Source organism: Thermosipho melanesiensis BI429 (assembly GCF_000016905.1).
GTDB lineage: Bacteria > Thermotogota > Thermotogae > Thermotogales > Fervidobacteriaceae > Thermosipho > Thermosipho melanesiensis.
Genome location: NC_009616.1, coordinates 1,862,382 through 1,885,208, shown reverse-complemented (window position 1 = coordinate 1,885,208; position 22,827 = coordinate 1,862,382). Strand labels below are relative to the sequence as shown.

Genomic DNA, 22,827 nt, shown 5'->3' with positions numbered 1-22,827 from the left:
ATTGCTTAAAACAAGTGGTATTTTTTCTTTTCATATCTATTATAGTAATATATAATTGAATTAGAATTGAAAAAAAGGAGGAGTTTGAGTTGCTGGAATCATTTTTGGCATTTTTTCAAAGTACAGCGTTTATGCATTTAAGTTATGGAAATTTGATAATGTTTGCAATAGCAGGACTCCTTATCTATATTGCTATTGAGAAAGATGCCGAACCATTGCTTTTAATCCCTATTGCATTTGGGATTATTTTAGCGAATATACCACCAGAAATTACTGGTATACTAAATTCTCCAACGGATAATTCTCCAGGCGGAGTGTTATGGTATTTGCAACAAGGTTTGGTGTTAGGAATTTATCCTCCACTTATTTTTCTTGGAATAGGGGCTTTAACTGATTTTTCATTTATGCTTTCATATCCAATAACGATATTTTTGGGTGGAGCGGCACAAATGGGTATTTTTATTACATTTTTACTTGCAAGAGTTTTTGGTTTTACTTTAAAACAAGCTGCTTCAATAGGAATAATTGGCGGAGCTGATGGTCCTACCTCAATATTTATAACTTCAAAATTTTCTCCTGAATTATTGTCAATTATTGCTATATCTGCTTATTCGTATATTGCATTAATTCCAGTTTTACAACCTATTGTTTCTAAGTTAATAACTACTAAAGAAGAAAGAAAGATAAAAATGAAACCTCCAAGAAAGGTTACAAAGGCTGAAAGAGTGCTTTTTCCAATAGTAACCACAATTATTGTTGCATTAATTGTTCCGAAAGCTTTACCTTTAGTTGGAATGTTAATGTTCGGAAATCTTTTAAGAGAAGCAGGAGTTGTAAAACGTTTAGTTGAGGCGGCAAGTAGATATATTTTAGATACTGTAACTATATTATTGTGTGTTTCTGTTGGATCTTCAGCACGAGCCGATGTGTTTTTAAAGCCGCAGTCGTTACTAATCTTTGGTATGGGGGCGGTTGCTTTTGTAACTTCAATTTTTTCTGGTATTATGTTTGCAAAATTTATGAATTTGTTCTTAAAGGATAAAATTAATCCTTTAATAGGTGGTGCAGGAGTTTCTGCGGTTCCTGATTCATCAAGAGTTGCTCAAAGGATAGCTCAAGAAGAAGATCCCACTAATTTTATTTTAATGCATGCTATGGGGCCAAATGTTGCAGGTGTAATTGGTTCTGCAGTTGCAGCTGGTATATTCTTATCATTAATTAAGTGAGGTGAGTTAAGTAAATGGCTAAAAAACATTTTAGGGTGGATATAAATTATAATTGGTGCAAAAGTTGTGGTATATGTTATAATGTCTGTCCAACAAAAACGATTGTGCAAGGAGAAATGAAACGTCCAAAGGTTGAGGATCATTCAAAGTGTATTGGATGTTTAATGTGTGAAAATTTGTGCCCGGATTTTGCAATTAATATAGTTGAAATTTCGGAAAAAGTGGGTGAAAAAAATGGGTAAGTTAGTTTTTTGGCAAGGGAATGAAGCAGTTGCCTATGGAGCACTAAAAGCTGGTTGTAGATTTTACGCCGGTTATCCGATTACTCCATCATCGGAAATCGCGGAAACCATGGCACGTGAATTACCAAAATATAATGGTGTGTTTATTCAAATGGAAGATGAAATAGCAAGTGCCGCAGCTATAATAGGTGCTTCTCTTGCTGGAGTAAAGTCCATGACGGCAACTAGTGGCCCTGGTTTTAGTTTAATGCAAGAAGCGTTAGGATATGCGGTTATGACTGAAACACCATGTGTATTTGTTAATGTAATGAGAGGTGGCCCTTCAACTGGTCTTCCTACAAAACCTGCTCAAGGGGATATAATGCAGGCAAGATGGGGAACACATGGTGATCACGCAATAATTGCATTATATCCTTCCACGGTTCAGGAAGCTTATAGGTATATAATTGAAGCGTTTAACTTTGCTGAAATATATAGAACACCGGTGGTGTTTTTAATGGATGAAACTTTAGGTCATATGAGAGAAACATTTGAATTACTTAAACCAAAAGAAATTGAGATAGTAGACAGAATTTCTGAAAAAGAATTGGAAGATGAAGAAATTTTTGTACCTTATGCAGAACGTGAATATGCTGAACCAACACCAAATGCATTAATTGAAATGGGAAAAACAAGATTTCACGTTTCTGGTCTTGTTCATGATGAATCTGGATTTCCAAATGCAGCCTATGAAACTGCTGAGAGATTGATTAAACGTTTGACGAATAAAATAAGGCTACATATTGATGAAATATCTATATATAATGATTATATGACAGAAGATGCAGAAGTTTTGGTTATAGCTTATGGAGTTGTTGCAAGAAGTGCTTTAGAGGCTGTAAAAATTGCAAGAAATGATAAGATGAAAGTGGGGCTTTTTAAACCAATTACCATATGGCCTTTGCAAGTACATGAGTTGAAAAAAAGATTATCAAAAGTAGAAGCGGTTGTTATACCTGAAATGAATTTGGGACAATATGGAAGGGAAATATTGAAACTTGTTAAGCCTGGTACAAAGGTGAAGTTTATCAATAAAGTGGGAGGAGAACTTATTACTCCTGAGGAGATTCTTTCCGGAATAAATGATGTGTTAACGGAAGGTTATGATTTTTAGATAAAAAACCCTTCCAATAATGCACTGAACCCAAGGAAAGGGACGAAATAAAAAACACCCCCGGAAGTGATAAAATCTTTTGGGGGTGTTTTTCATTGACGAAGAAAGGGCAAAAATTCAAAAAGTATCCTTCTGAGCTAAAATATCAGGTTGTTAAACTTTTCATTGAAGAAAATCTTCCTAAGAAGACTATTGCTTCTCTTTTGGGTATTTCGCCAGATAGAGTTCGTCTTTGGATTAAGAATTATCTTTTGTATGGTGAAGCAGAATGTAAAAGAGGTAAACCAAAGAAAGAATCTTTTGAAGAAGAGATGGAAAGATTACGAGCTGAAAATGCTTATTTAAAGCTTTTGATGAAAAAATTCTTGAGGAAGGAAATAGTAAAAAAATTGAAGTAATGAATGAATTGAAAGAAAGATTTGGTTTAGAATTACTGTGTAAGATATCAGGTATTTCAAAGAGTACGTATTACCGAGCAATGAAACGAAAAGATAAAGATAACTTAAAGAAGAAATCAAAGATATATACTTCAAATGCAAAGGGATATACGGATATAGTAGAATAACAATGGTATTAAATAGGAAAGGAAGGAAAATAAATCACAAGAAAGTATATCGAGATGGGGCTGTATGCAAGAATAAGAAAAAAGAATCACATACGCAAATTAACAAGCACAATATATAGCAGATAACAAACTCAAAAGAAACTTCAAAAGCAAAAGACCGTTTGAAAAGTTTGTAAGTGATATAACACAAATAAAAACAATTGATGGAAAATTGTATTTGATAATAATTCAGGATTTGTATAATAATGAAATAATAGAATATTCAATAGGTGAAAATAATAATCTGTAACTAGTAGATAATACAATAAAGAGATGGTTAAAAAGTGGGAAATATAGAAAAGGAGGTATATTACATACAGATAGAGGATTTTAATACACACATATGTTGACAGCAAAGATGTTAAAAGAAAAAGGAATAATCCAAAGCATGTCAAGAAAAGGTGTACCACAAGACAATGGACCAGCAGAAAGTTTTTTCAGTCATCTTAAAGAAGAAGTAGTAAGAATAAATGGGGAAAAAACAAAAGAAGAATACAAAAAGCTAATAGAAGAATATATACGATTCTACAATGAAGAAAGATACCAAGCAAGATTAAAAAACATGGCTCCGGTGGAATACCGAAACCATGCTGTTTGAAATGTGTATAGTTATTTTTTTATCTGTTTTACTTTCGGGGGTAAGTCCATAATGGAAGTTTTTTTCTTTATGTATCAAGCATTGGCATTTGTATATTGTGTTTTTTAGCTGTGTTGATAGCTATCTCATAGCCTGCGTCTGCATGTCTTACAACACCTAATCCCACATCGTTTGTTAAAACTCTCTCTAATTTTTTGTGTGCAAGTTCTGTTCCATCAGCGACAGTTACCATTCCAGCGTGTAGAGAATATCCAATACCAACACCTCCACCATGGTGGAATGAGACCCAAGTAGCACCGCTTGCTACATTTAACATTGCATTCAATATAGGCCAATCGGCTATTGCATCGCTACCATCTTTCATGGCCTCTGTTTCTCTATATGGACTTGCTACAGAACCTGTATCATGATGGTCTCTACCAATAACTATAGGTGCTTCTAATTCTCCATCTTTTACCATTTTGTTTATTGCCAAACCAAATTCCGCCCTTTCGCCTTGTCCAAGCCAACAAATTCTTGCTGGAAGACCTTGCCATTTTACCTTTTTTTGAGCAAGCTCAACCCATTTTTTTAAATGCTCATCATATGGGAATAATTCCAATACTTTTTTATCAGTTTTATAGATATCTTCTGGATTTCCAGAAAGTGCCGCCCATCTAAAAGGGCCTTTACCTTCTGAAAATAAATCCCTTATGTATTCAGGTACATAGCCAGGGATATTGAATGCATCTTTTACACCATGGTCATATGCTAGTCTTCTTATGTTATTACCATATTCAAATACTTTTGCACCTTGTTTTTGCATTTCAAGGATAGCTTCAATATGTCTTACAACACTTTCATATACTAATTCAAGATATTTTTTAGGATTTTCTTTTCTTAAATTTAATGCATCATCAAAAGACATGCCTCTTGGAACATATCCAGTTAGTGGATCATGAGCAGCGGTTTGGTCAGTTACTATATCAGGAATAATTCCTCTTTTTACAAGTTCAGGATGTACATCTGCTGCATTTGCAAGTAAACCGACCGATAAAGGCTTTCCTTCTTTTACAGCATTTTGTACCATTTCTAAGGCTTCATCAAGATTATTAGTCCAAACATCTAGATATCCAGTTTTTATACGTCTATCGATCATTTTTTTGTCAATTTCTACTGCAAGTACAATTCCATCGTTTAAAGTAACGGCGAGAGGTTGAGCTCCACCCATTTCTCCTAAACCTGCTGTTAAGACCCATTTTCCTTTTAATGTTCCATTGAAGTATTTCTTTGCAACTGCATAAAAGGTTTCGTAAGTACCTTGTAATATTCCTTGGGTTCCAATGTAAATCCAACTCCCTGCAGTCATTTGACCATACATTATTAATCCTCTTGCCTCAAGTTCTCTAAAATATTCCCAATTTGCCCATTTTGGAACTAAATTTGAGTTTGCGATCAAGACTCTGGGTGCCCATTCATTTGTTTTAAATACAGCAACAGGTTTTCCACTTTGTACTAACAGAGTTTCATCCATTTCAAGATTTTTTAGGGTTTCAACTATTTTGTCAAAACATTCCCAGTTTCTTGCAGCTCTACCAGTACCACCGTAAACAATTAAATTTGCAGGATCCCTTGCAACTTCTGGATCGAGGTTGTTCATTAGCATCCTCATGGGCGCTTCAGTTTGCCAATTTTTACATGAGAGTTGAGTTCCTCTTGGAGCTTTTACAGTCCTTGACATGGTTTCCCCCCTTAATTTTTAAGAATTTGCGATTAGGTATGTGTAAACTTTTGTATCTTCTATTAAATTATTTATAACTACATATTCATTTGGTTGGTGAGCAGTTTCATCAATTGTAGCCCAAACAACTGCTGGAAATCCTGCTCTTCTAACAATGGCAGCACAAGTTCCTCCACCTATTCCACCTACTCTTGGTTCAATGTTTCTCATTTCTTTTATTGCATTTTTTAGCTTTTTTACTATTTCCGAGTTTTCATCGGTTGGTGGTGCTGCTTGTTCAAATTGTAACTTTTCAATTTCTATTTCGATGTTGTATTTTTTTGAAAATTCTTCGGTAAACCTTTTTATATCGGAGAAAATTTCTTCAAGGTTATAGTTTGGGAGTATTCTACAATCAAAATAAACTATATCGGTTCCAGGTATTGTATTTATGTTATCGACATTTCCTTCTTTTTTTGTTGGTTCAAAAGAACTTTTTGGATAATCAAATAGTTTATTTTCAAGGGTGTATTTTTCATTTAAATATTCATCAAGTTGCGATGCAAATTTTAATCCAAACCTGTGTGCATTTTTTGCAATATCTGGTCTTGAAGCATGTGCTTGTTTTCCTTTGGTTGTTATTTTTAACCAAGCAATGGATTTTTCTGCAATTTCGATGAAAGAGCCATCAGGTTCACCTGAATCGGGTACTATGAACAGGTCGTCTTTTCCAAAAATTCCCAGTTTTACAAGATGTTTTATCCCATAATCGGAACCTGTTTCTTCATCTGATACAAATGCGAGCGCTATATTATCTTTGGGTTTTATTTTTAATGATAATATTGTTTTTGCAGCGTAAAGAGATGCAATTAGTGATGAACCATTGTCTTCAGCACCTCTTCCAAAAATTTTTCCATCTTTTTCAACAGGTGTGAAAGGATCACTATTCCATAATGATAAATCTCCTTCAGGTACTTTATCCATATGAGTTACAATCCATATTGTTCTTTTCCCCTCGCTTCCTAGGATTTTTGCAACAATGTTTGGTCGATAACCATAAGGTACTGCAATGTCTTTTGCATCATGTCTTTCTATTACATCAAATCCCCAATCTTTAATTAAATTTTCTAACCATTCTGCCATCTCTTTTTCACCGGGGCCTCCTGATCTAGGATTAACTGAGTTAATTGATATAAACTTTTTCATGGATTCAATTATTTCTGGCTTAAGCTTTTCAACAGCCTGTATAATTTTTTTCTTCATAAATACCCCTCCTTTAATATCTTATATGCTTCATGAGCTATTAATGCTGTCATTCCCCAAATAACATGTTTTTTATATTTAAAAAATAATACCTTGTATTTCCCATTTCTCCAGTTATAATTTTTTCCATTTGGAATTAATTTAAAGGGAAAATTTCTTGGTGGAGTTACATTTACTTCAAGGTAATTTTTATATATTGGATTTTTAAATATTTCTATTGGTGCAGTAAATGTTGTTTCTACTTCAATTTTATTAATATTTAGTTTATTTTCTATTTCCCCAATAAATGGGTGTAAAACAATGTTGAACGGTGTTACAACCAAAGGCATTTTTTTAATAATTCGTGGTTTTGTTCCAATTTTTTCGCATGTTTCTCTAATTACACAACTTACAGGTGTTTCATTTTCTTCAATTTTTCCACCCGGGAATGATACTTCACCTGGTTGTATTATATTTTTTGAACGTATTTCAAATAAAAAATAATTTTTGTCTATTATGGGTACTAAAATCGAATATTCGTTTGCACCTATCACCATATTAATAATTTACTGCAGAAGAATTCTTGAAATTTTTAAGCATAGAATTCCATGGATCAGATGGAGTGTCGTTTGTAGCAATGACATTGATTGTTTTACCTATAACGTACAGGTTGCCTATGTTGTCTAGTATTAAAAATTTTGGTGTGTTTTCTACATGCACTTTTTTTAATACCTTTATACTATTTTTATCAAATATATGTAGTATGCCATCATAGGTTAATATGTATAGATATTTTTTTCCAATGACACCATCTAAAATATCAAATTCAAAGGTTATTACTTTAATGTTGTTTATGTAAACAGAATCCTTATTAAATATTATTTTATTTGTGCCATCTAGTAATATGATTGAATTTTCAGGGGGAATTTGTGGATTTTCTAAAGAAAATGCTAAATTTTTTATATTACCAACGAATTTTTCTTTTTTGTTATTTTTCCATAAATATCCCATTCCATCAATGGTATATATTTGTCCTGAAAGGGATATGTATGGACCACTTATTGGCCATTTCCCAATTTTTGAACTTGATATTACTTTTCCATCTTTGATTTCGTATAAAAAACCTTCATCAGAAACTACGTATATGATTTGACCATCATATGCTGCACCTAGAGTTATATCTGAATCGAGTTGGATTTTCCAGAGTAAATTACCGGAAAAATCAAATGAATATATGTAATCATCCCAACAAGGAACTAAAATTGCATCTTCTAAGAGTGTTAAGTGTCCAGTAACAATAAATGGAAGGGTATAGCTCCATTCAATTTTTCCATTATGAATTTTCATGATTTTACCATTTGTTGTTGTTAAAAACAATGTTCCATCTTTTGCAACAGGTTTTCCAGAAATATCTGAGGATATGGAAGCTTTCCAAAGCATATCAAATTTTGATTGTACAGTTTCTATTTTTTCATTTATGCTTACAAATGCTTTTATTTTGAAAGGATAAGTTGTAATGTTTAAATCTTTCGTGATAAGGTAATTTCCAACTATTATATTTTCTCCATCGGTTATTAGTTTATCTTCATTTACTTTTTGTGAAAATATTAACTTATTATTGTTGTCATATATGGAAATTATATTATCTTTTAACAAAACGTGATAACCATTGTATATATAATCATCTACTAGATTGAATTTTTTTATAAATTTAGGGTATTTAGGGTTTGTTATGTCAAATAATGATAAATTATAGGTTGAAAAAACCGCAAGAATATTATTTGAGACACGTATTTTTGTTATTTTTCCTTTGTCTGGAGAGAGATTCCAGATTATTTTCCCATTATCTAATGCTATAACATTTCCAAATCTTATTGCAAATAGTACATCTTTATATATGAAAGGTTGTGAAATATTGGAAATAACTCTAATTAATGTTAATTTGTCATCTTTTAAGAAATAAAGTCTGTTTTTTGAAAAAACATAACCTTCACCAATATAGATTGGAGATTCAACGTATATGCTTTTGTTTGCTTTAAAATTTAATATTTCATCTTTTCCAATGAGATATAATGTGTTGTTAAAATAAAACATATCTAAAAAACTTCCCGAAAGGATTTTTTCAAAAGATTTATATACTCCATCATTTGTTAGAATAAATGTTTGAGAGAATATGCATATGTAAATAAATAATAAGATTAAAGAAAGCCGCTTCATAATATTACTCCTTTATATTTTCTATTTGAAGTAATCTGAATTTTAAATATTTTGTTTCAAGAATATTTAAAACATAAGGATGATCAAAAGGTTGATCACCTCTATGGATAACTCTTATTAATTTTCCAGAGTCAACTCCAGCGGAAAATAAGATATGTTCAAATTCTTCTTCTGAAATTACTTGTGTACACGAGGAAGTTGCTATTAATCCATTGTCTTTAGTTATTCTCATAGCTCTGAGATTAATTTCTTTATATCCTTTAAATGCGCTTTGTTTGTTAGTTGCCTTTTTTGCAAAGGAAGGAGGATCAATAGAGACAATGTCGAAGTATTTTGAAGATTTGTCAAAATTTTTGAGAATATCAAAGGCATTTCCAACTATTGTCTCGTAATTTTTAAAGCCATTTTCTTTTGCTATTAAGTTTACTATATCTATTGCACGTTGAGAGTAATCTAAAAATGTTACATGTTTTGCACCATACAATAACATATGCATTCCAAAATTTCCAGTATAGCAAAATGCATCAAGACAAACTTTATTTTTGGAGAAGTTTTTTAAACTTTTTGCATTTATTCTTTGATCAAGAAATGATCCTGTTTTTTGCCCTTTTGTATCTGCAAAAAATTTTAAACCATTTAAATTAAATGGAATTAACTCTGGTCCGTTTTTATAAACCCATCCAGAAAATTTTTCTAATCCTTCTTTTTCTCTTGATGAGTTGTTTGATTTTTCAAATATTCCCTTTGGATTGAATAATTCTACTATTGTATCAATTATTAAGCTTTTGAATCTTTCCATTCCCAAAGTGTTAATTTCTAATACAATGTAATTGTCAAATTTATCAACAATTAAACCTGGTAAATTATCTGCCTCTGAAAATATTACCCTGAAACTATTTTCTTTTGTATTTCTTCTTTTTAATGCCGAAATAAATCTTTTTTTGAAAAAATCCTTTTCAATAGATTCATTTTTTCTGGTTAATATTCTTATCCTAATTTTTGAGTTAAAGTTTATATATCCTTTTCCAATAAAGAAATTTTCATGATTAAATATATCAACAATGTTACCATTTTTTATGTTTTCTTCATAACTTTCAATCTCATTTTCATATATCCAAGGATGTCCATTTCTTATTCTATTTTTTATATTTTTTTTCAAAAAAACTTTCATTTATTACCTCCGTATAGTCCAGATTTTTCAAGTAGCCATTTATAAGTTTCTTTTATTTTTGAAAAGTCATAATTTCCTGGTGTTACCTTAACATGTGAAGAATTTAATACCCTCTGTGACCAAGCTTCAATTTCTCTTTCGTTAACGGAAAATTTAATAAGAATATTAAGTGATTTTAGAAACTCTAATGGATCACCTAGTATTTCTTTTATTTTGTTTGCTTTTGAAGAATTTGAATGTTCTATTTCAAATGGTAAAAAAACAGCAGTAGCAAGTCCATGTTTAATTCCTTTCTCTGTTGTTAATGAGTATCCAAGAGAATGTGCAATAGTGGTTCCAGTTATGCCAATTGAAATTCCCGCATACAAAGAAGCCAACATTATTTTCTTTCGTAGTTCATAGTTTCCAAGATCTTTAACTAAATTATTTAAGTTAAGTGATATTATTTCGATAGCCTTTAATGCATAAAGATCGGAAAATGAGTTAGCTCTTAATGATAGAAAAGCTTCTATAGCATGAGACAAAGCATCTAATGCGGTTGAAACAGTTAGTTCCTTATTGAGTGTTAAAGTGTACTTTGGTTCTAAAATAGCAACATCTGGAAATATTACGTCATGTTTAAATCCTTTTTTTACATTGTTAATTGTTAAAACAGAGTATTGTGTAACTTCACTCCCTGTACCAGATGTTGTTGGGATACATAAAATTTTTGCAGCAGAATTATATTTATTGCTATCATATAACTCTTCTACAGATATATTGTTTTTACATAGAACAGCAACGGCCTTGGCGGTGTCCATAGGACTTCCTCCACCAAGGCCAACGATTACATCCCAATTTTTACCATACCTTTCAATTATATTGTTAATCATTTCTTTTGGGGGATTTTCTAATGTTTCGTCAAATATTTCGTATTTTTTATTGAGTTTATTTAGAATTTTCAAAAGCTCATCTAAGCTTTTATTAATTTTAGAGCTTTTTCCTGTTATAATTAAAAACTTATCTCCCAATCTTTTGATTTCATCTATTGACTGTATGTAATTATCTTCGAAAAAGATCTTTGTAGGAAGATAAAATTTCATTTTATTCCTCCTCAAAGTTGTATTTTACTATTGGTTTTCTGGATGCAGAAGCTTCGTCAAGACGTCTTACAGGAGTGGTATACGGTGCATTCTTTACCAATTCTGGATTTTCTTTTGCTTCAATAAATATTTTTTCTAATATTTTTGTAAATTCATCCAGTGTATCTTTGCTTTCAGTTTCTGTTGGTTCTATCATAAAGTCTTCGTGAACAATTAATGGAAAATACATCGTGGGAGCATGTATTCCATAGTCAAGTAACCTTTTTGCTATATCAAGAGCCTTTACACCTGTTTCTTTAGTTAGTTTTTCGCAGGTTGCAACAAACTCATGCATACACATATCTGGATAAGCAATGTCCATAATTTTTGATACTTTCTTTCTAAGATAGTTTGCATTTAATACTGCCATTTGACCAACCTTTTTTAATCCATCATTACCCATAGTTTTTATGTATACGTATGCCCTAACTAAGACAGAAAAGTTTCCATAAAAGCTTCTTATAAAACCGATACTTTCTGATTTGTTATAGTTAAATTTATAAACATCACTTTCTTTGATTATTTCAGGGATGGGTAAGAACTTTGCAAGATGTTTTTTAACACCTACTGGCCCGCTTCCGGGTCCTCCCATTCCATGTGGTGTACTAAATGTTTTGTGGAGGTTCAAATGGACAATATCAAATCCCATATCGCCAGGTCTTGTCCTTCCTAAAATTGCATTTAAATTTGCACCATCGTAATATAGAAGAGCACCATGTTTATGAACAGTTTCAGCTATTTTTATAATATCTTTTTCAAAAAGTCCCAAAGTATTTGGGTTAGTCAAGAGTAATACAGCTACTTCATCGTCAAGATGTTTTTCTAATTCTTCAAGATCTATTCTTCCATCTTTGCCAGATTTTAATTCAACCACTTCAAATCCTGCCATCATAGCAGAAGCTGGGTTTGTTCCATGCGCACTATCTGGTACTATTGCTTTTTTTCTCTTTGTGTCTCCTCGGCTTAAATGATATGCTCTTGCGATTAACATACCAGTTAGTTCACCATGAGCACCGGCAGACGGTATTAAAGTCATATCATCCATACCAGAAATTTCACATAACATTTCTTTAAGTTCGTACATTAATTGAAGAGCACCCTGTGTAACTTCTCTAGGTTGACAGGGATGAATCATAGTAAAACCTTCCAAGCTTGCAAGTTTTTCATTAATTTTTGGATTATACTTCATAGTACAAGAACCTAAAGGATAAAAACCTACGTCAACCGCATAATTTTTTGCTGCAAGATTGGTATAATGTCTTACTATATCCAATTCGCTAACTTGAGGTAGTCTTGGTTCCTTTCCCCTCATTAAATGATTTGGAAAATCAAAACCATAATCTTTTATGTTATTTTTTGGTAGATTATATGCTTTTCTTCCCTCTTTTGATAGTTCAAAAATTGTCATTTTGTTCCCCCCATTCTAGAAGTGTCTGAGTAAATTGTCGATACTTTCTTTTGTATTTACTTCTGTACAACATGCAAGTGCACAGTTCTTAAAGTTCGGAAGAGTTTTATCTAAAGGTATTGGGCCAAGAACACCATCTTTTGCTATCTCAACCCATTTTTCGTAGTAATTTTCACCTGCATTAAATACAAACTCATTAAAGAATGGACCGTCAAATATGAGAGAATATCCTTTTTCTTTAAGTTTTTCTGCAAGGTAATGAGCAGCATTATACGACATTTTTGCTACCTCTCTAAGGCCTTTTGGTCCCATTGCTGAAAGGTATATAGCATTTGTTAAAGCCATTAAAGCATGATTGGAACAGATGTTAGATGTTGCTTTTGCTCGACGTATATGCTGTTCTCTTGTTTGTAGAACCATTACATATCCGATTTTACCATCTACATCTTTTGTTTCTCCTATGATTCTACCTGGCATTTTCCTAATGTATTTTTCCAGGGTAGTGAAAAAACCAATACCAGGGCCACCAAAGTTTGGAGTAATTCCCAATGCTTGCCCTTCACCAACTACAATATCTGCTCCAAGTTTACCAGGTGCTTCTAAAATGGCCAATGATACTGGTTCACTAACAACTATTAACATAACCTTTTCGGGAATTGTTTCTCTAATTTCCTTTAAGTCTTCAACTATACCAAAGAAATTTGGGTATCCTACTACCAAAGCTGTGGTATTTTCATCTATCTTAGATTTTAAATCCTCAAAATTTATTGTACCATTATTATTCCACTTAACCTCTTCAATTAAAATATTTTGTGGGGTACAATATGTTTTACTTGTTTGAATGTATTCCGGGGAAATCGAACTTGCAATTAAAACTTTATTTTTTCTATTAACCCTTACAGCCATAAGTATTGCTTCTGCAAGTGCAGTAGCACCGTCGTACATCGATGAATTTGCTACTTCCATACCGGTTAGTTCACACATCATAGTTTGGTATTCAAATAATGCTTGTAGTGTACCTTGTGAGACTTCCGCTTGATACGGTGTATATGCCGTTACAAATTTTTGATTGTTTGCAAGATTCTCAACAATAGCAGGAATATAGTGGGTGTAAATACCAGCTCCTGCAAAGATATTTTCAGAACTAAATACTTTGTTTTTGTTTGCAATCTTGATTAGTTCTCTTTTTACTGTAAATTCATCTTTACCATCTTCAAGAGTATATCTATCAATTGTTTTGGGAACATTTATGTACAATTCCTCAATTGAATTGATGCCGATTTCTTTTAACATTTCATTTATTTCTTTTTCTGTATGTGGAATATATCTGTGCATTTTTATCATCCTTTCTTTTTAGATTTTACGCTTCCTCTATAGAATGGCATTTTTACAATTTCTGCTTTTACTAATTTATTTCTTATTTCTATTTCGATTATTTCCCCAGATTTGTATCCTTTCTCTATTAGGGCCATTCCAATTGCTTGATTTAAAGTAGGAGAAAAAGTTCCACTTGTAACATAACCAATTTCTTTTCCATCTTTAAAAACTTTATATCCATGCCTTGCAATTCCCTTGTCGATAATTTTAAATCCTTTTAGTCTTCTAGAAGTACCTTCTTCCAATTGTCTTTTGAGTGCTTCTTTTCCCATAAAATCTTTTTCGAATTTCACTGCCCATTTTATACCTACTTCAAGAGGTGTTATAGTTTCATCCATATCGTTTCCATATAGTAATAGAGAAGCTTCTAATCTCAAACAATCTCTTGCACCCAATCCTGCAGGAATTACGTTTAAATTTAAAAGTTTTTTCCATATTTTTATAATTCCATCTTTGTCAGTAGTATAAATTTCAAATCCATCTTCTCCTGTATATCCTGTTCTAGATATTATAGCTTTGATATCCAGCACATTTCCTTCTGTAAAAGTGTAGTAACCTATTTGTTCTAAATCAACATTCGTAATTTTTTGTAATGTTTTTTGAGCGTTTGGACCTTGTACAGCAATAAGTACATATTCATCAGATTTATTTTCAAGAGTTACGTCAAATGATTCTGAAATTTTTTTCATCCAACTAAAATCTTTTTCAATGTTTGATGCGTTGATTACCAACATAGCTTTTTCCTCTGAGATTTTGTATGCAAGTAAATCATCTACAAATCCACCGTTTTCATTACACATGGCAGTATATACGATTTCACCAGGTTTTAGATTTTTAAAATCATTGGTAATTAAAAAATCTACAAATTTTGTTGAATCTTTACCTTCAACTATTACCTCCCCCATGTGAGAAACGTCAAACATACCGACATTTTTTCTAACAGCTAATACTTCATCTTTAATACTTGTGTATTGTATAGGCATGTTAAATCCAGCAAAATCAACCATTTTTGCTCCAAGCTTTACGTGTTCTTCATATAATGGTGTATATTTCATAATAAATTCCTCCTTTATATTGGATTGGGATTAATCAAATTTTTGGCAATTTCAAAATCGTTTTCCTTTACATAAATTGCGAAAAATGTCGAAGAACCAAAGTAAGCTTTTGGAAATGGTTCTGAAACTATTTCTAAAACACATTCAATGTTGTTGGTCTTTAGTAATCCTTCTATTATTTTTGCATTTATCTCTCCATCAACCTCAGTTAATTTTTTCCACATAATAATCATCTCCAATGTAATTTTAACATCTACTTTTTTTGTTGAAAACCGCGAATAAATCTCATAAAATTCAATTATCAAAATTATTTTTTGGTATGCGAACTATTGTTCATTTTCCCAAAATTTTTTAGGAACAATTTTTAAATGGGAATTATCTTCTTTTTTACGTCCAACTTTTGCGCAATGTTTTCCATTAACTTCTACTATATCTGCAGTGATATCTATTTTTTTCTTTAATAATTTTGAACCTACTCCATAGACATCAGCTGGAACTTGAAGTTTTTCAAATAATTCAATTTTCTTTTCATCAAAGCCTCCTGAAACTACTATTTTCAAATTATTTAATCCAACTTTGTCAAATTCATTCCTTGCTCTCCAGACTAATTCCGGACAAACTCCAAACGAACTTTCATCTTTGGGGATTACGGATTTATCACGTAGACTTCCTGAAGTATCAAATCTTACACCCCAAATTTTGTTTTTTCCTTCGCCAATTATTTCTGAAGGATCTGTTTTTCCTAGTATAAATTCTTTTCCTGTTATGTATTCATAAAAACTTTTAACTACTTTAAAGGTGGTGTTTATTACATCATTATCCCAATCAACTAAGAAAATTCTGTTTACATGCTTGGGCATGTACTTATCAAAGGCAATTGAGGCAATATCTGTTTGTCCGTTATATGCTGCAATTAAAGCATGTGGAATTGTACCCATCGATTCAATTCCCCAGTAATCGGCATTTGCATCTGTAGACACGCCAAATGCACCTGCTTTTAGTGCAGCATAACCGTCTGTAGCTTGAACCCAATAATGGTCAAACCTTGCACTGAAAAATAATATAGGTTTTCCATTTGCGGCTTTTACAACTTTTTTTACAGCTGTTGCAGTACTCGAAGCTCTTGCTATTACACCAAGTAGTACAGTTTCAAGATATCCAAAATATGTTGGGTCACCTTCAATTGTTAGAATAGGTTTTCCTTCTTTTATTTCATCACCATCAAAAGCAGCTCTTACCTCAATTTCTTCCCATTTGTTGATCCACAGGTCGTTTAATCTAAGTCTTAAATTCCATTTTTTTTCTGTTAGTTTTATTATTTCCTTTACATCTCCTTGAAGAGATAGAGATTGCATTTTCTTGTCTATTTGTAGCATTTCTGAAAAGATTTCTTTTGCCTTTTCTTCGTCTTTGTAATATCCTGTACAATATTTTAAAATTGCAAGCGCTTCGTCAATACCACATATTGTTGCATCTTGTCTTGGGAAAAATTGATAATAAACTGTTGGGTGGTGATTATCTTTTTTTAGTATTTCTACATATCTTGTAAAATATTTGTCTGAGTAGTACCCCATTCTGATTTTATCTATTGGAATTTTAAATACTTTAGGATGCAATCTCTTCATATTTTTCCTCCTTTTAGTTTATTTTTTCTTTTTCTATATATTAGAGGGATAAAAATTGCATTTAGTATCAAAACAATAACAAACCAGTCACCAAATCTTTGGTAAACTGTTTTTTCGGTATTTGGTTGTACGTTAAATATTCCATATTTTTCAACCATTGGAGGGAAGATTTTGACAATTCTTCCATATTTATCAATTACGCCACTTATTCCAGTATTTGATACTTGAACAACATATCTTCTATTTTCGATTGCTCTAAATATTGATTTTGAAAAATGTTGGATATGTGCCGTTGTAAATTTGTACCAGCCGTCATTAGAAATGATTATAAGGAATTTGGCACCATTTTTAGAAAGTTTTCTTGAAATTTCTGAAAAATAGCTTTCAAAACATATTTGAATACCGAAATCCGGATAGTCATTAATCTTAAAAACTTTAAAATCTGTTCCTTTTGAAAAGTAAGATATGCCTTTTAGAAATTGGAACTTTTTAAAAATTTTTTCGTATGGTAAAAATTCTACAAATGGGAAAAGTTTTATTTTGTCATATTTTCCAATGTACATTCCATTTGCATAAACTGCTGCACTGTTTTTTGAATTATCATTAAAAGTTGGAAAACCTAGGATTATCGGTTTTTTAATGCTTAACATTTTTATTTTTTCTTCTATATACGAGTTTCTTATATCTTTGTCGGGAAAAACTGCTTCGGGAAATATGTGTAAGTAATTTGGTGTGTTACTGGTCAAGATATTTGTAAAATAATTGAGAATTTCTGTTTCATCTTTTGAATATTTTACTTTTTGTTCCATGTTTGTCTGTACAATAACCAAAGGTGTGTTTGCAGAATTTGTTGGAAGAACGGAAATAATGAGCCAATTAAAAAGATAAATCATGGATAGGGTTATTATAATCTTAGAAATAGAAATTTTTTTATAGTAAAGTGTAAAATTTACAAATACCACTAAAAAAGTTAAACCAATTGTTCCAACAAGTGATACAATCTGAATTATACCAACTTCCTTGTATAAAGCATCTGAAAGTCTAATGCCAGTAAATCCCATTTCTCCAATTCCTCTAAGAAATTCTATAATTGAGTATATGGATGATACAAAAAAAGCTTTTGGTAAAAAACCTTTGATTTTGTCAATAAAATAACCATAAAATATACCAAATACTGTAAAAGGTAGTGCTTCAATTGTACACAACAAAAGGAAAACTAAGAATCCTGTAAAGGGCGAAAATCTTCCAAAGAAATCCGGAAGGTTTGATGTCAAAACAGGAATGACCCAGTAAAGTGAGATAAAGTATAAAATAAAATGAAATAAAAAGGAATAAATAAAAGTAAACCTTTTGTTTTCTAATCCTTTAAAGAATAGTATTAGTGAAAACCAAATCAAACCGCCCCACAAAAACCCTGGCATTGATAATGATGTTAAAATAGCTGAAATTACAATAAAAATCACTTTGATTCCTCCTTAGGAAAATAACTCTAAGGCTTTTTTTAGATAAAACGCAACTTTTTCCTGCTCTTCAAATGTTATTTCAGAGTAAAATGGTATGGCAAGAGTTCGTTTAGAAATTTCTTCTGTAATTGGTAACATTCCTTCTTTCCAACCCAATTTTTTATATACTGGTTGCAAGTGAATTGGGGCAAAGTAATTTCTTGTTTCAATTTCGTTTTTTGCCATGTAATCTATTACTTTATTTATATCAGTACCTTTTGGTAATTTAACAACATATACAAACCAAGACATTTTTGTAACATAGCTTTTTATAACTGGAATTTCCAAAAATGTTAGTAATTTTTCATAATTTTTTGCGGCTTTATTTCTCATTTCTATTATTTTATCAATCTTTTTCATCTGAGAATACCCCAAAGCAGATGACATTTCATCAATTCTATAGTTGTAACCAATTACCTCATGTGATAACCATTTTGATGAAGTTCTTCCTTGATTTCTCATAGCTTTTGTAATTTGATATATTTTTTCGTTGTTGGTTACAATTATCCCACCTTCACCCGTTGTAATTTGTTTGTTGGGATAAAATGCAAAAGCACCTGCTTGACCGAAAGTACCACATTTTTTTCCTTTATATTCACTACCCAGTGCTTCACATGAGTCTTCGATTATTTCTACACTATATTTTTGACAAATATCTAATATTTTATCCCAATCAAGAGGATGGCCAAAGATATCTACTCCCATGAAAAATAATCTTGAGTTTTTCTTTTTTGTTTTTATTATCTCCTCTTCCAAGGCATTTAGTGAAACATTCAATGTGTCAGGTTCAATATCAACAAAATGTACATTTCCTTTTTCATACAAAGCAACGTTTGCAGATGAGATAAATGTAAAAGAAGAGGTTAATAATATATCATTTTCGCCAAAATCCAGTGATTTAAGTATAAGATGAAGAGCAGCTGTGCCGCTACTTACTGCTACTGCATATTTTGTATCTACATAATTTTTTACCATTTCTTCAAATTTTTTCATGTATGGTCCAAGTGCAAGTCTCTTTGATTTTAGTACCTTTAGAACTTCATATATATCTTTTTCGTCTAATAACGCATTTGAAAGTGGAATTTTCATTTTAATTCCCCCAAAAATGAAGTTTTGTTTGCTGTAATAAGTATAACATAGTTATAGAAAGAGAGATTAATAAAATTATTCTTTAACTATATATTATAGTTACTTTGAAGCAAAAGTTAATGTATTTTTGTTTTTATTGAAAAAAGAATTGACTTTTCAGATGATGGCAATTTTTGAGAATTCATGTACAAGTTTCCTTATATTTTTGTAAAAGCTTTATTATTTATTAAGACAGTGATTTTAAATATGATTAAAATCATTTTTTGTAAGAAGTTTTTTGTTTTTTCTATCTGGATTATTTTGAAGGTGTTGAATTGAGAGGTTTTTTGCAAATTTAATAAAGATTTTACTAAAATATTCTGTGAAAATTATAACATATAATTTTCCTTTACCAATTTGGCGGATAATTATTGTAGAAGTTTTTATTTCTAAAGAAATACAAATAATGAATTTATAGAATAAATTTTTATAAAATTCTATGTTAAAATAATACCAAAGGGGTATTATTTAGAATTAGATCCCTTCTAGTTTCTAAAAGGGAATAACCAGGGTGTTAGATATATGAAATACAAAATAGGATTTTTAAATTTTTTCTAAGGTGATAAATCATTTTTGTATTTTGTTGAAATGTCAAAAAAGCATTCGGAAAAGGTGATAGATATTGTGGTTATAGATTTTTAGCAAGAGCCTTACATTATATAGAAGATCTTTCTCAACCTTATCATATAGTTCCTGGCAATTTTGGTGAACTTTTTGTCACGATATTTTCTAAGCAAATGAATTTAGTATTGGGAAACACACATTTATTTTTGGATGATTTTCTTGCTTACCTTATGTATTATTCTAATGGTGTAATAAAATATGTTATTTTAAAGTCTAAGCCTGTATTTTTGATTCTTACGAAGAGTATGTAAACAAAGTAATGGAATATTCTTTGAAAAAATTTGAGACAATTCATGGGGAAGTAAAAAGAATATTTGGAAAAGACAAACTTTTAAATAGAATTACAATTGAGGATATGAAAAGTAATGAAAGCAATTTTTATCTTTTAAAATCCGAAGTGTTATCTATTATTAGTTTTAGTTCATCTGTTATTAAAGGTTTTTTGTTGCATTTTTTAAAAGATGTTGGAGAGATATAACTCCACGTATGGAATTATATCTTTTCCAAAATACTCTTTAATTTTGAAACTAATAAATTTATTTCTTGATAAGAAATATTTAGTGGAGGAAGAAGTCTAATTACATTTTTTTTAACAACATTTAATAGGATTTCTTCTTTAAGAGCTATTTTTGTGATATCTTTATTTGTATCTACTTTTATACCAATCATCAAACCTAAGCCTTTGACTTCTAAAATTTTTGGATTGTCTATTGAAAGTAAATTGTCCTTTAGATATATCCCCTTTTTTGTAACTTCATCGAGTAGATTTTTATCAATCTTATTAAGTACTACTTTACTTGCAGAAAGTGCAAGTGGATTTGGTGCAAAAGTTGAGCCATGATCTCCTAATGAAAAGATATTTTGCAATTTTCCTATAAATATAGTTGCACCTAGTGGAATTCCACCCCCCAATGCTTTTGCCGTGGTAACTATATCAGGTTCTAAATTAAAATGTTGATAAGCAAAGAATTTCCCAGTTCTTCCCAATCCGGATTGTACTTCATCAGCTACTAATATAAAACCGTACTTATGTTTATATTCCATTATTAAATTTGCAAACTCAATATCTAATTTATCTAGTCCTCCGCTACCTCTTACACTTTCCACAAATACAGCTGAAACATTTTCTCCGTTTTCTTTGAAGAAATTTTTAAACATTTCAATGTCGTTGTATCTTAAAAAAACGATGTTATCCAATAAAGGAAGAAAAGGTTCTCTTAAATTTTCAAAACCTGTTATGGATAAAGAACCTATTGTTCTTCCATGAAAATTTCCAGTAAAAGAAACAATAATACCATTTTTGTATTTTTTAATGGTTTTTAATGCAGCTTCATTTGCCTCTGTTCCTGAGTTTGAAAAATAAACTTTACCTTCTTTATTTGTTTTTTTTACCAGTTTTTCTGCGATAATTGAAGCGTCTTCGTCCAAAAAAAAGTTTGAAATATGAGTAAATCTTTTTGCTTTTTCAATAATTGCAGAGGTTATATCTTTATCACAATGTCCAAAAATATTTACTCCAATACCAGAAAAGGTATCTAAGTATTTTTTTCCATTTTTATCATAGACCCATATGCCTTTTGCGTTTCTAATACTTATGGAAAATCTTTTATATGTACCTGAAATAAACATTTTTTTACCTCCTTAGGTTGAATTCATCTGCTAAATTTTTTAAAAGTTTCTTTGAAATATTTTTGGGTACTAGTACTGAAATTTTAATTTCTGATGTGGTTACTACCTCAGGTTTAATACCTAAATTGGCAATTGTTTTGAAAAATCTAGCGGCAACTCCAGTGCTTGATTTCATTCCAACACCGACTACTGATACTTTATCAAAAGGTCCTTGATATGTGACATTTAAAGAACTATTAATGCTTTTTATTATGTCGATAATATGATCTTTTAGTGCGTTTAATACTGTAAAAGATAGGTGAAAATGATTGTAATCTGAATACATTGATATCATATCAATGTTAATATTTTTCTTGCTAAGTTCTTCAAATATGCTTTCCAATAACATTTCGTTTTTTGGTAATTCGTTAATTGTTATTTTTGTTTGATCATTTTCGATTGTTGTACCTGTGACAACAGGCTGTTCTAACCATTCTGGTATTTTTTCAACCACCCAAGTTCCCTCCTTATCGACAAATGAAGAAGCACAGTAAATTTTTACTTTATACTTTTTTGCTAATTCAACTGCTCTTGAGTGTAATACTTTTGCACCTAGAGATGATAATTCAAGTGCATCATCGTATGTTATAAATTCAATCTTTTTTGCACCTTTAATTATTTTTGGATCGCATGCGTAAATTCCATCCACATCACTATATATTTCACAATTTACTCCCAGTTTTGCTGCAACAGCTACTGCACTTGTATCCGAACCACCTCTTCCAAGAGTAGTTAAATCTCCCTTGTCTGATATTCCCTGAAAACCAGTAACAATTATCACTGAATTTTCTTTGAGTTCTTCCAGTATCTTTTGTTTATCTATATCTTTAATTCGTGCTTTTGTATGTTGCTCTGTTGTTCTAATATTTAATTGAAATGCGTTAAATGATTTTGATTTTATTCCCATTTCATTTAAAGCGATTGAAAGTAGTGCAACGGAAATTTGTTCACCAGTTGTTAAAAGCATATCCATTTCTCTAAGTGGTGGATTATTACTTAAAGATTTTGCAAGGTTAATGAGATTGTCTGTAGTTTTTCCCATTGCTGATACTATAACTACTAATTTATCACCATTTTCAATTCTTTTTTTAATTTTCTTAGAAACATTTAAAATTTTTTTAGTGTCTGCTAAAGATGATCCTCCATATTTTTGAACTACAATCATTA

The 22,827-nt window shown here is 31.0% G+C and carries 24 protein-coding genes; 9 read left to right on the top strand and 15 right to left on the bottom strand.

Going from position 1 to position 22,827, the window contains the following annotated elements:
• Nucleotides 1-89: 89 nt before the first annotated feature.
• The 7 genes from TMEL_RS09695 (at nucleotide 90) to TMEL_RS10635 (ending at nucleotide 3,823) form a co-directional block, all read left to right on the top strand.
• On the top strand, nucleotides 90-1,226 hold the full coding sequence (locus TMEL_RS09695; protein WP_012058088.1) for a sodium ion-translocating decarboxylase subunit beta: 1,137 nt from the start codon (nucleotides 90-92) through the stop codon (nucleotides 1,224-1,226).
• A gap of 14 nt (nucleotides 1,227-1,240) precedes the next feature.
• A complete protein-coding gene (locus TMEL_RS09690) occupies nucleotides 1,241-1,468 on the top strand; it encodes a 4Fe-4S dicluster domain-containing protein (RefSeq protein ID WP_012058087.1) in 228 nt (75 codons plus the stop codon).
• Nucleotides 1,461-2,621 carry a 2-oxoacid:acceptor oxidoreductase subunit alpha gene (locus TMEL_RS09685; protein ID WP_012058086.1) on the top strand — a complete coding sequence of 387 codons (1,161 nt, stop codon included), beginning with the start codon at nucleotides 1,461-1,463 and terminating at the stop codon, nucleotides 2,619-2,621. The genes TMEL_RS09690 and TMEL_RS09685 overlap by 8 nt, the downstream gene beginning before the upstream one ends.
• 95 nt (nucleotides 2,622-2,716) lie before the next feature.
• Nucleotides 2,717-3,019, top strand: a complete 303-nt coding sequence (locus tag TMEL_RS10650) for a transposase (RefSeq protein ID WP_012058085.1) — start codon at nucleotides 2,717-2,719, stop codon at nucleotides 3,017-3,019.
• A complete protein-coding gene (locus TMEL_RS10645; RefSeq protein WP_012056556.1) occupies nucleotides 3,019-3,186 on the top strand; it encodes a hypothetical protein in 168 nt (55 codons plus the stop codon). The genes TMEL_RS10650 and TMEL_RS10645 overlap by 1 nt, the downstream gene beginning before the upstream one ends.
• On the top strand, nucleotides 3,135-3,305 hold the full coding sequence (locus tag TMEL_RS10640) for an IS3 family transposase (RefSeq protein ID WP_077277104.1): 171 nt from the start codon (nucleotides 3,135-3,137) through the stop codon (nucleotides 3,303-3,305). Before TMEL_RS10645 ends, TMEL_RS10640 begins: the two co-directional genes overlap by 52 nt.
• Before the next feature lie 263 nt (nucleotides 3,306-3,568).
• The gene (locus TMEL_RS10635) at nucleotides 3,569-3,823 is read left to right on the top strand and encodes an IS3 family transposase (RefSeq protein WP_049750423.1); all 255 of its coding nucleotides are present in this window, start codon (nucleotides 3,569-3,571) and stop codon (nucleotides 3,821-3,823) included.
• A gap of 67 nt (nucleotides 3,824-3,890) precedes the next feature.
• Here the strand turns inward: TMEL_RS10635 and hutU are convergent, their stop codons facing one another.
• Genes hutU through TMEL_RS09610 form a run of 13 tightly spaced genes read right to left on the bottom strand, consistent with a single transcriptional unit; the run spans nucleotide 3,891 to nucleotide 19,329 of the window.
• Nucleotides 3,891-5,543: a urocanate hydratase gene (gene hutU / locus TMEL_RS09670; protein ID WP_012058084.1), complete on the bottom strand. Its 1,653-nt coding sequence runs from the start codon at nucleotides 5,541-5,543 to the stop codon at nucleotides 3,891-3,893.
• An 18-nt stretch (nucleotides 5,544-5,561) separates the two neighbouring features.
• Nucleotides 5,562-6,785, bottom strand: coding sequence for a M20 family metallo-hydrolase (locus TMEL_RS09665; RefSeq protein WP_012058083.1), 1,224 nt, complete (start codon nucleotides 6,783-6,785; stop codon nucleotides 5,562-5,564).
• Nucleotides 6,782-7,321: an NUDIX hydrolase gene (locus tag TMEL_RS09660; protein ID WP_012058082.1), complete on the bottom strand. Its 540-nt coding sequence runs from the start codon at nucleotides 7,319-7,321 to the stop codon at nucleotides 6,782-6,784. The genes TMEL_RS09665 and TMEL_RS09660 overlap by 4 nt, the downstream gene beginning before the upstream one ends.
• A 1-nt stretch (nucleotide 7,322) precedes the next feature.
• Complete coding sequence (locus TMEL_RS09655) at nucleotides 7,323-8,981, bottom strand: outer membrane protein assembly factor BamB family protein (RefSeq protein ID WP_012058081.1); 1,659 nt, start codon at nucleotides 8,979-8,981, stop codon at nucleotides 7,323-7,325.
• A 4-nt stretch (nucleotides 8,982-8,985) separates the two neighbouring features.
• Entirely contained in the window at nucleotides 8,986-10,152 is a 1,167-nt protein-coding gene (locus TMEL_RS09650) for a class I SAM-dependent rRNA methyltransferase (protein WP_012058080.1), read from the bottom strand.
• The gene (locus tag TMEL_RS09645; protein ID WP_012058079.1) at nucleotides 10,149-11,234 is read right to left on the bottom strand and encodes an iron-containing alcohol dehydrogenase family protein; all 1,086 of its coding nucleotides are present in this window, start codon (nucleotides 11,232-11,234) and stop codon (nucleotides 10,149-10,151) included. The genes TMEL_RS09650 and TMEL_RS09645 overlap by 4 nt, the downstream gene beginning before the upstream one ends.
• A 1-nt stretch (nucleotide 11,235) precedes the next feature.
• A complete protein-coding gene (gene gcvPB / locus TMEL_RS09640) occupies nucleotides 11,236-12,681 on the bottom strand; it encodes an aminomethyl-transferring glycine dehydrogenase subunit GcvPB (protein WP_012058078.1) in 1,446 nt (481 codons plus the stop codon).
• A 15-nt stretch (nucleotides 12,682-12,696) separates the two neighbouring features.
• A complete protein-coding gene (gene gcvPA / locus TMEL_RS09635; protein ID WP_012058077.1) occupies nucleotides 12,697-14,016 on the bottom strand; it encodes an aminomethyl-transferring glycine dehydrogenase subunit GcvPA in 1,320 nt (439 codons plus the stop codon).
• A gap of 5 nt (nucleotides 14,017-14,021) precedes the next feature.
• The gene (gene gcvT / locus TMEL_RS09630) at nucleotides 14,022-15,113 is read right to left on the bottom strand and encodes a glycine cleavage system aminomethyltransferase GcvT (RefSeq protein ID WP_012058076.1); all 1,092 of its coding nucleotides are present in this window, start codon (nucleotides 15,111-15,113) and stop codon (nucleotides 14,022-14,024) included.
• Nucleotides 15,114-15,127: 14 nt separating this feature from the next.
• Nucleotides 15,128-15,418, bottom strand: a complete 291-nt coding sequence (locus tag TMEL_RS09625; protein WP_077277101.1) for a putative signal transducing protein — start codon at nucleotides 15,416-15,418, stop codon at nucleotides 15,128-15,130.
• 21 nt (nucleotides 15,419-15,439) lie between these two features.
• Nucleotides 15,440-16,738: a nicotinate phosphoribosyltransferase gene (locus TMEL_RS09620; RefSeq protein ID WP_012058074.1), complete on the bottom strand. Its 1,299-nt coding sequence runs from the start codon at nucleotides 16,736-16,738 to the stop codon at nucleotides 15,440-15,442.
• Nucleotides 16,735-18,201 carry an apolipoprotein N-acyltransferase gene (gene lnt, locus TMEL_RS09615; protein ID WP_012058073.1) on the bottom strand — a complete coding sequence of 489 codons (1,467 nt, stop codon included), beginning with the start codon at nucleotides 18,199-18,201 and terminating at the stop codon, nucleotides 16,735-16,737. Before lnt ends, TMEL_RS09620 begins: the two co-directional genes overlap by 4 nt.
• A gap of 12 nt (nucleotides 18,202-18,213) precedes the next feature.
• Complete coding sequence (locus TMEL_RS09610) at nucleotides 18,214-19,329, bottom strand: DegT/DnrJ/EryC1/StrS family aminotransferase (RefSeq protein WP_012058072.1); 1,116 nt, start codon at nucleotides 19,327-19,329, stop codon at nucleotides 18,214-18,216.
• Nucleotides 19,330-20,105: 776 nt separating this feature from the next.
• Between TMEL_RS09610 and TMEL_RS10355 the strand changes: the two genes are divergently transcribed.
• Together TMEL_RS10355 and TMEL_RS09605 are read left to right on the top strand one after the other, a co-directional pair.
• The gene (locus TMEL_RS10355; RefSeq protein WP_155760996.1) at nucleotides 20,106-20,243 is read left to right on the top strand and encodes a hypothetical protein; all 138 of its coding nucleotides are present in this window, start codon (nucleotides 20,106-20,108) and stop codon (nucleotides 20,241-20,243) included.
• Nucleotides 20,244-20,263: 20 nt separating this feature from the next.
• Complete coding sequence (locus TMEL_RS09605) at nucleotides 20,264-20,470, top strand: hypothetical protein (protein WP_143611050.1); 207 nt, start codon at nucleotides 20,264-20,266, stop codon at nucleotides 20,468-20,470.
• Nucleotides 20,471-20,484: 14 nt separating this feature from the next.
• Here the strand turns inward: TMEL_RS09605 and TMEL_RS09600 are convergent, their stop codons facing one another.
• On the bottom strand, nucleotides 20,485-21,621 hold the full coding sequence (locus TMEL_RS09600) for an aspartate aminotransferase family protein (protein ID WP_012058071.1): 1,137 nt from the start codon (nucleotides 21,619-21,621) through the stop codon (nucleotides 20,485-20,487).
• Nucleotides 21,622-21,625: 4 nt separating this feature from the next.
• Entirely contained in the window at nucleotides 21,626-22,825 is a 1,200-nt protein-coding gene (locus tag TMEL_RS09595) for an aspartate kinase (protein WP_012058070.1), read from the bottom strand.
• Nucleotides 22,826-22,827: the final 2 nt, after the last annotated feature.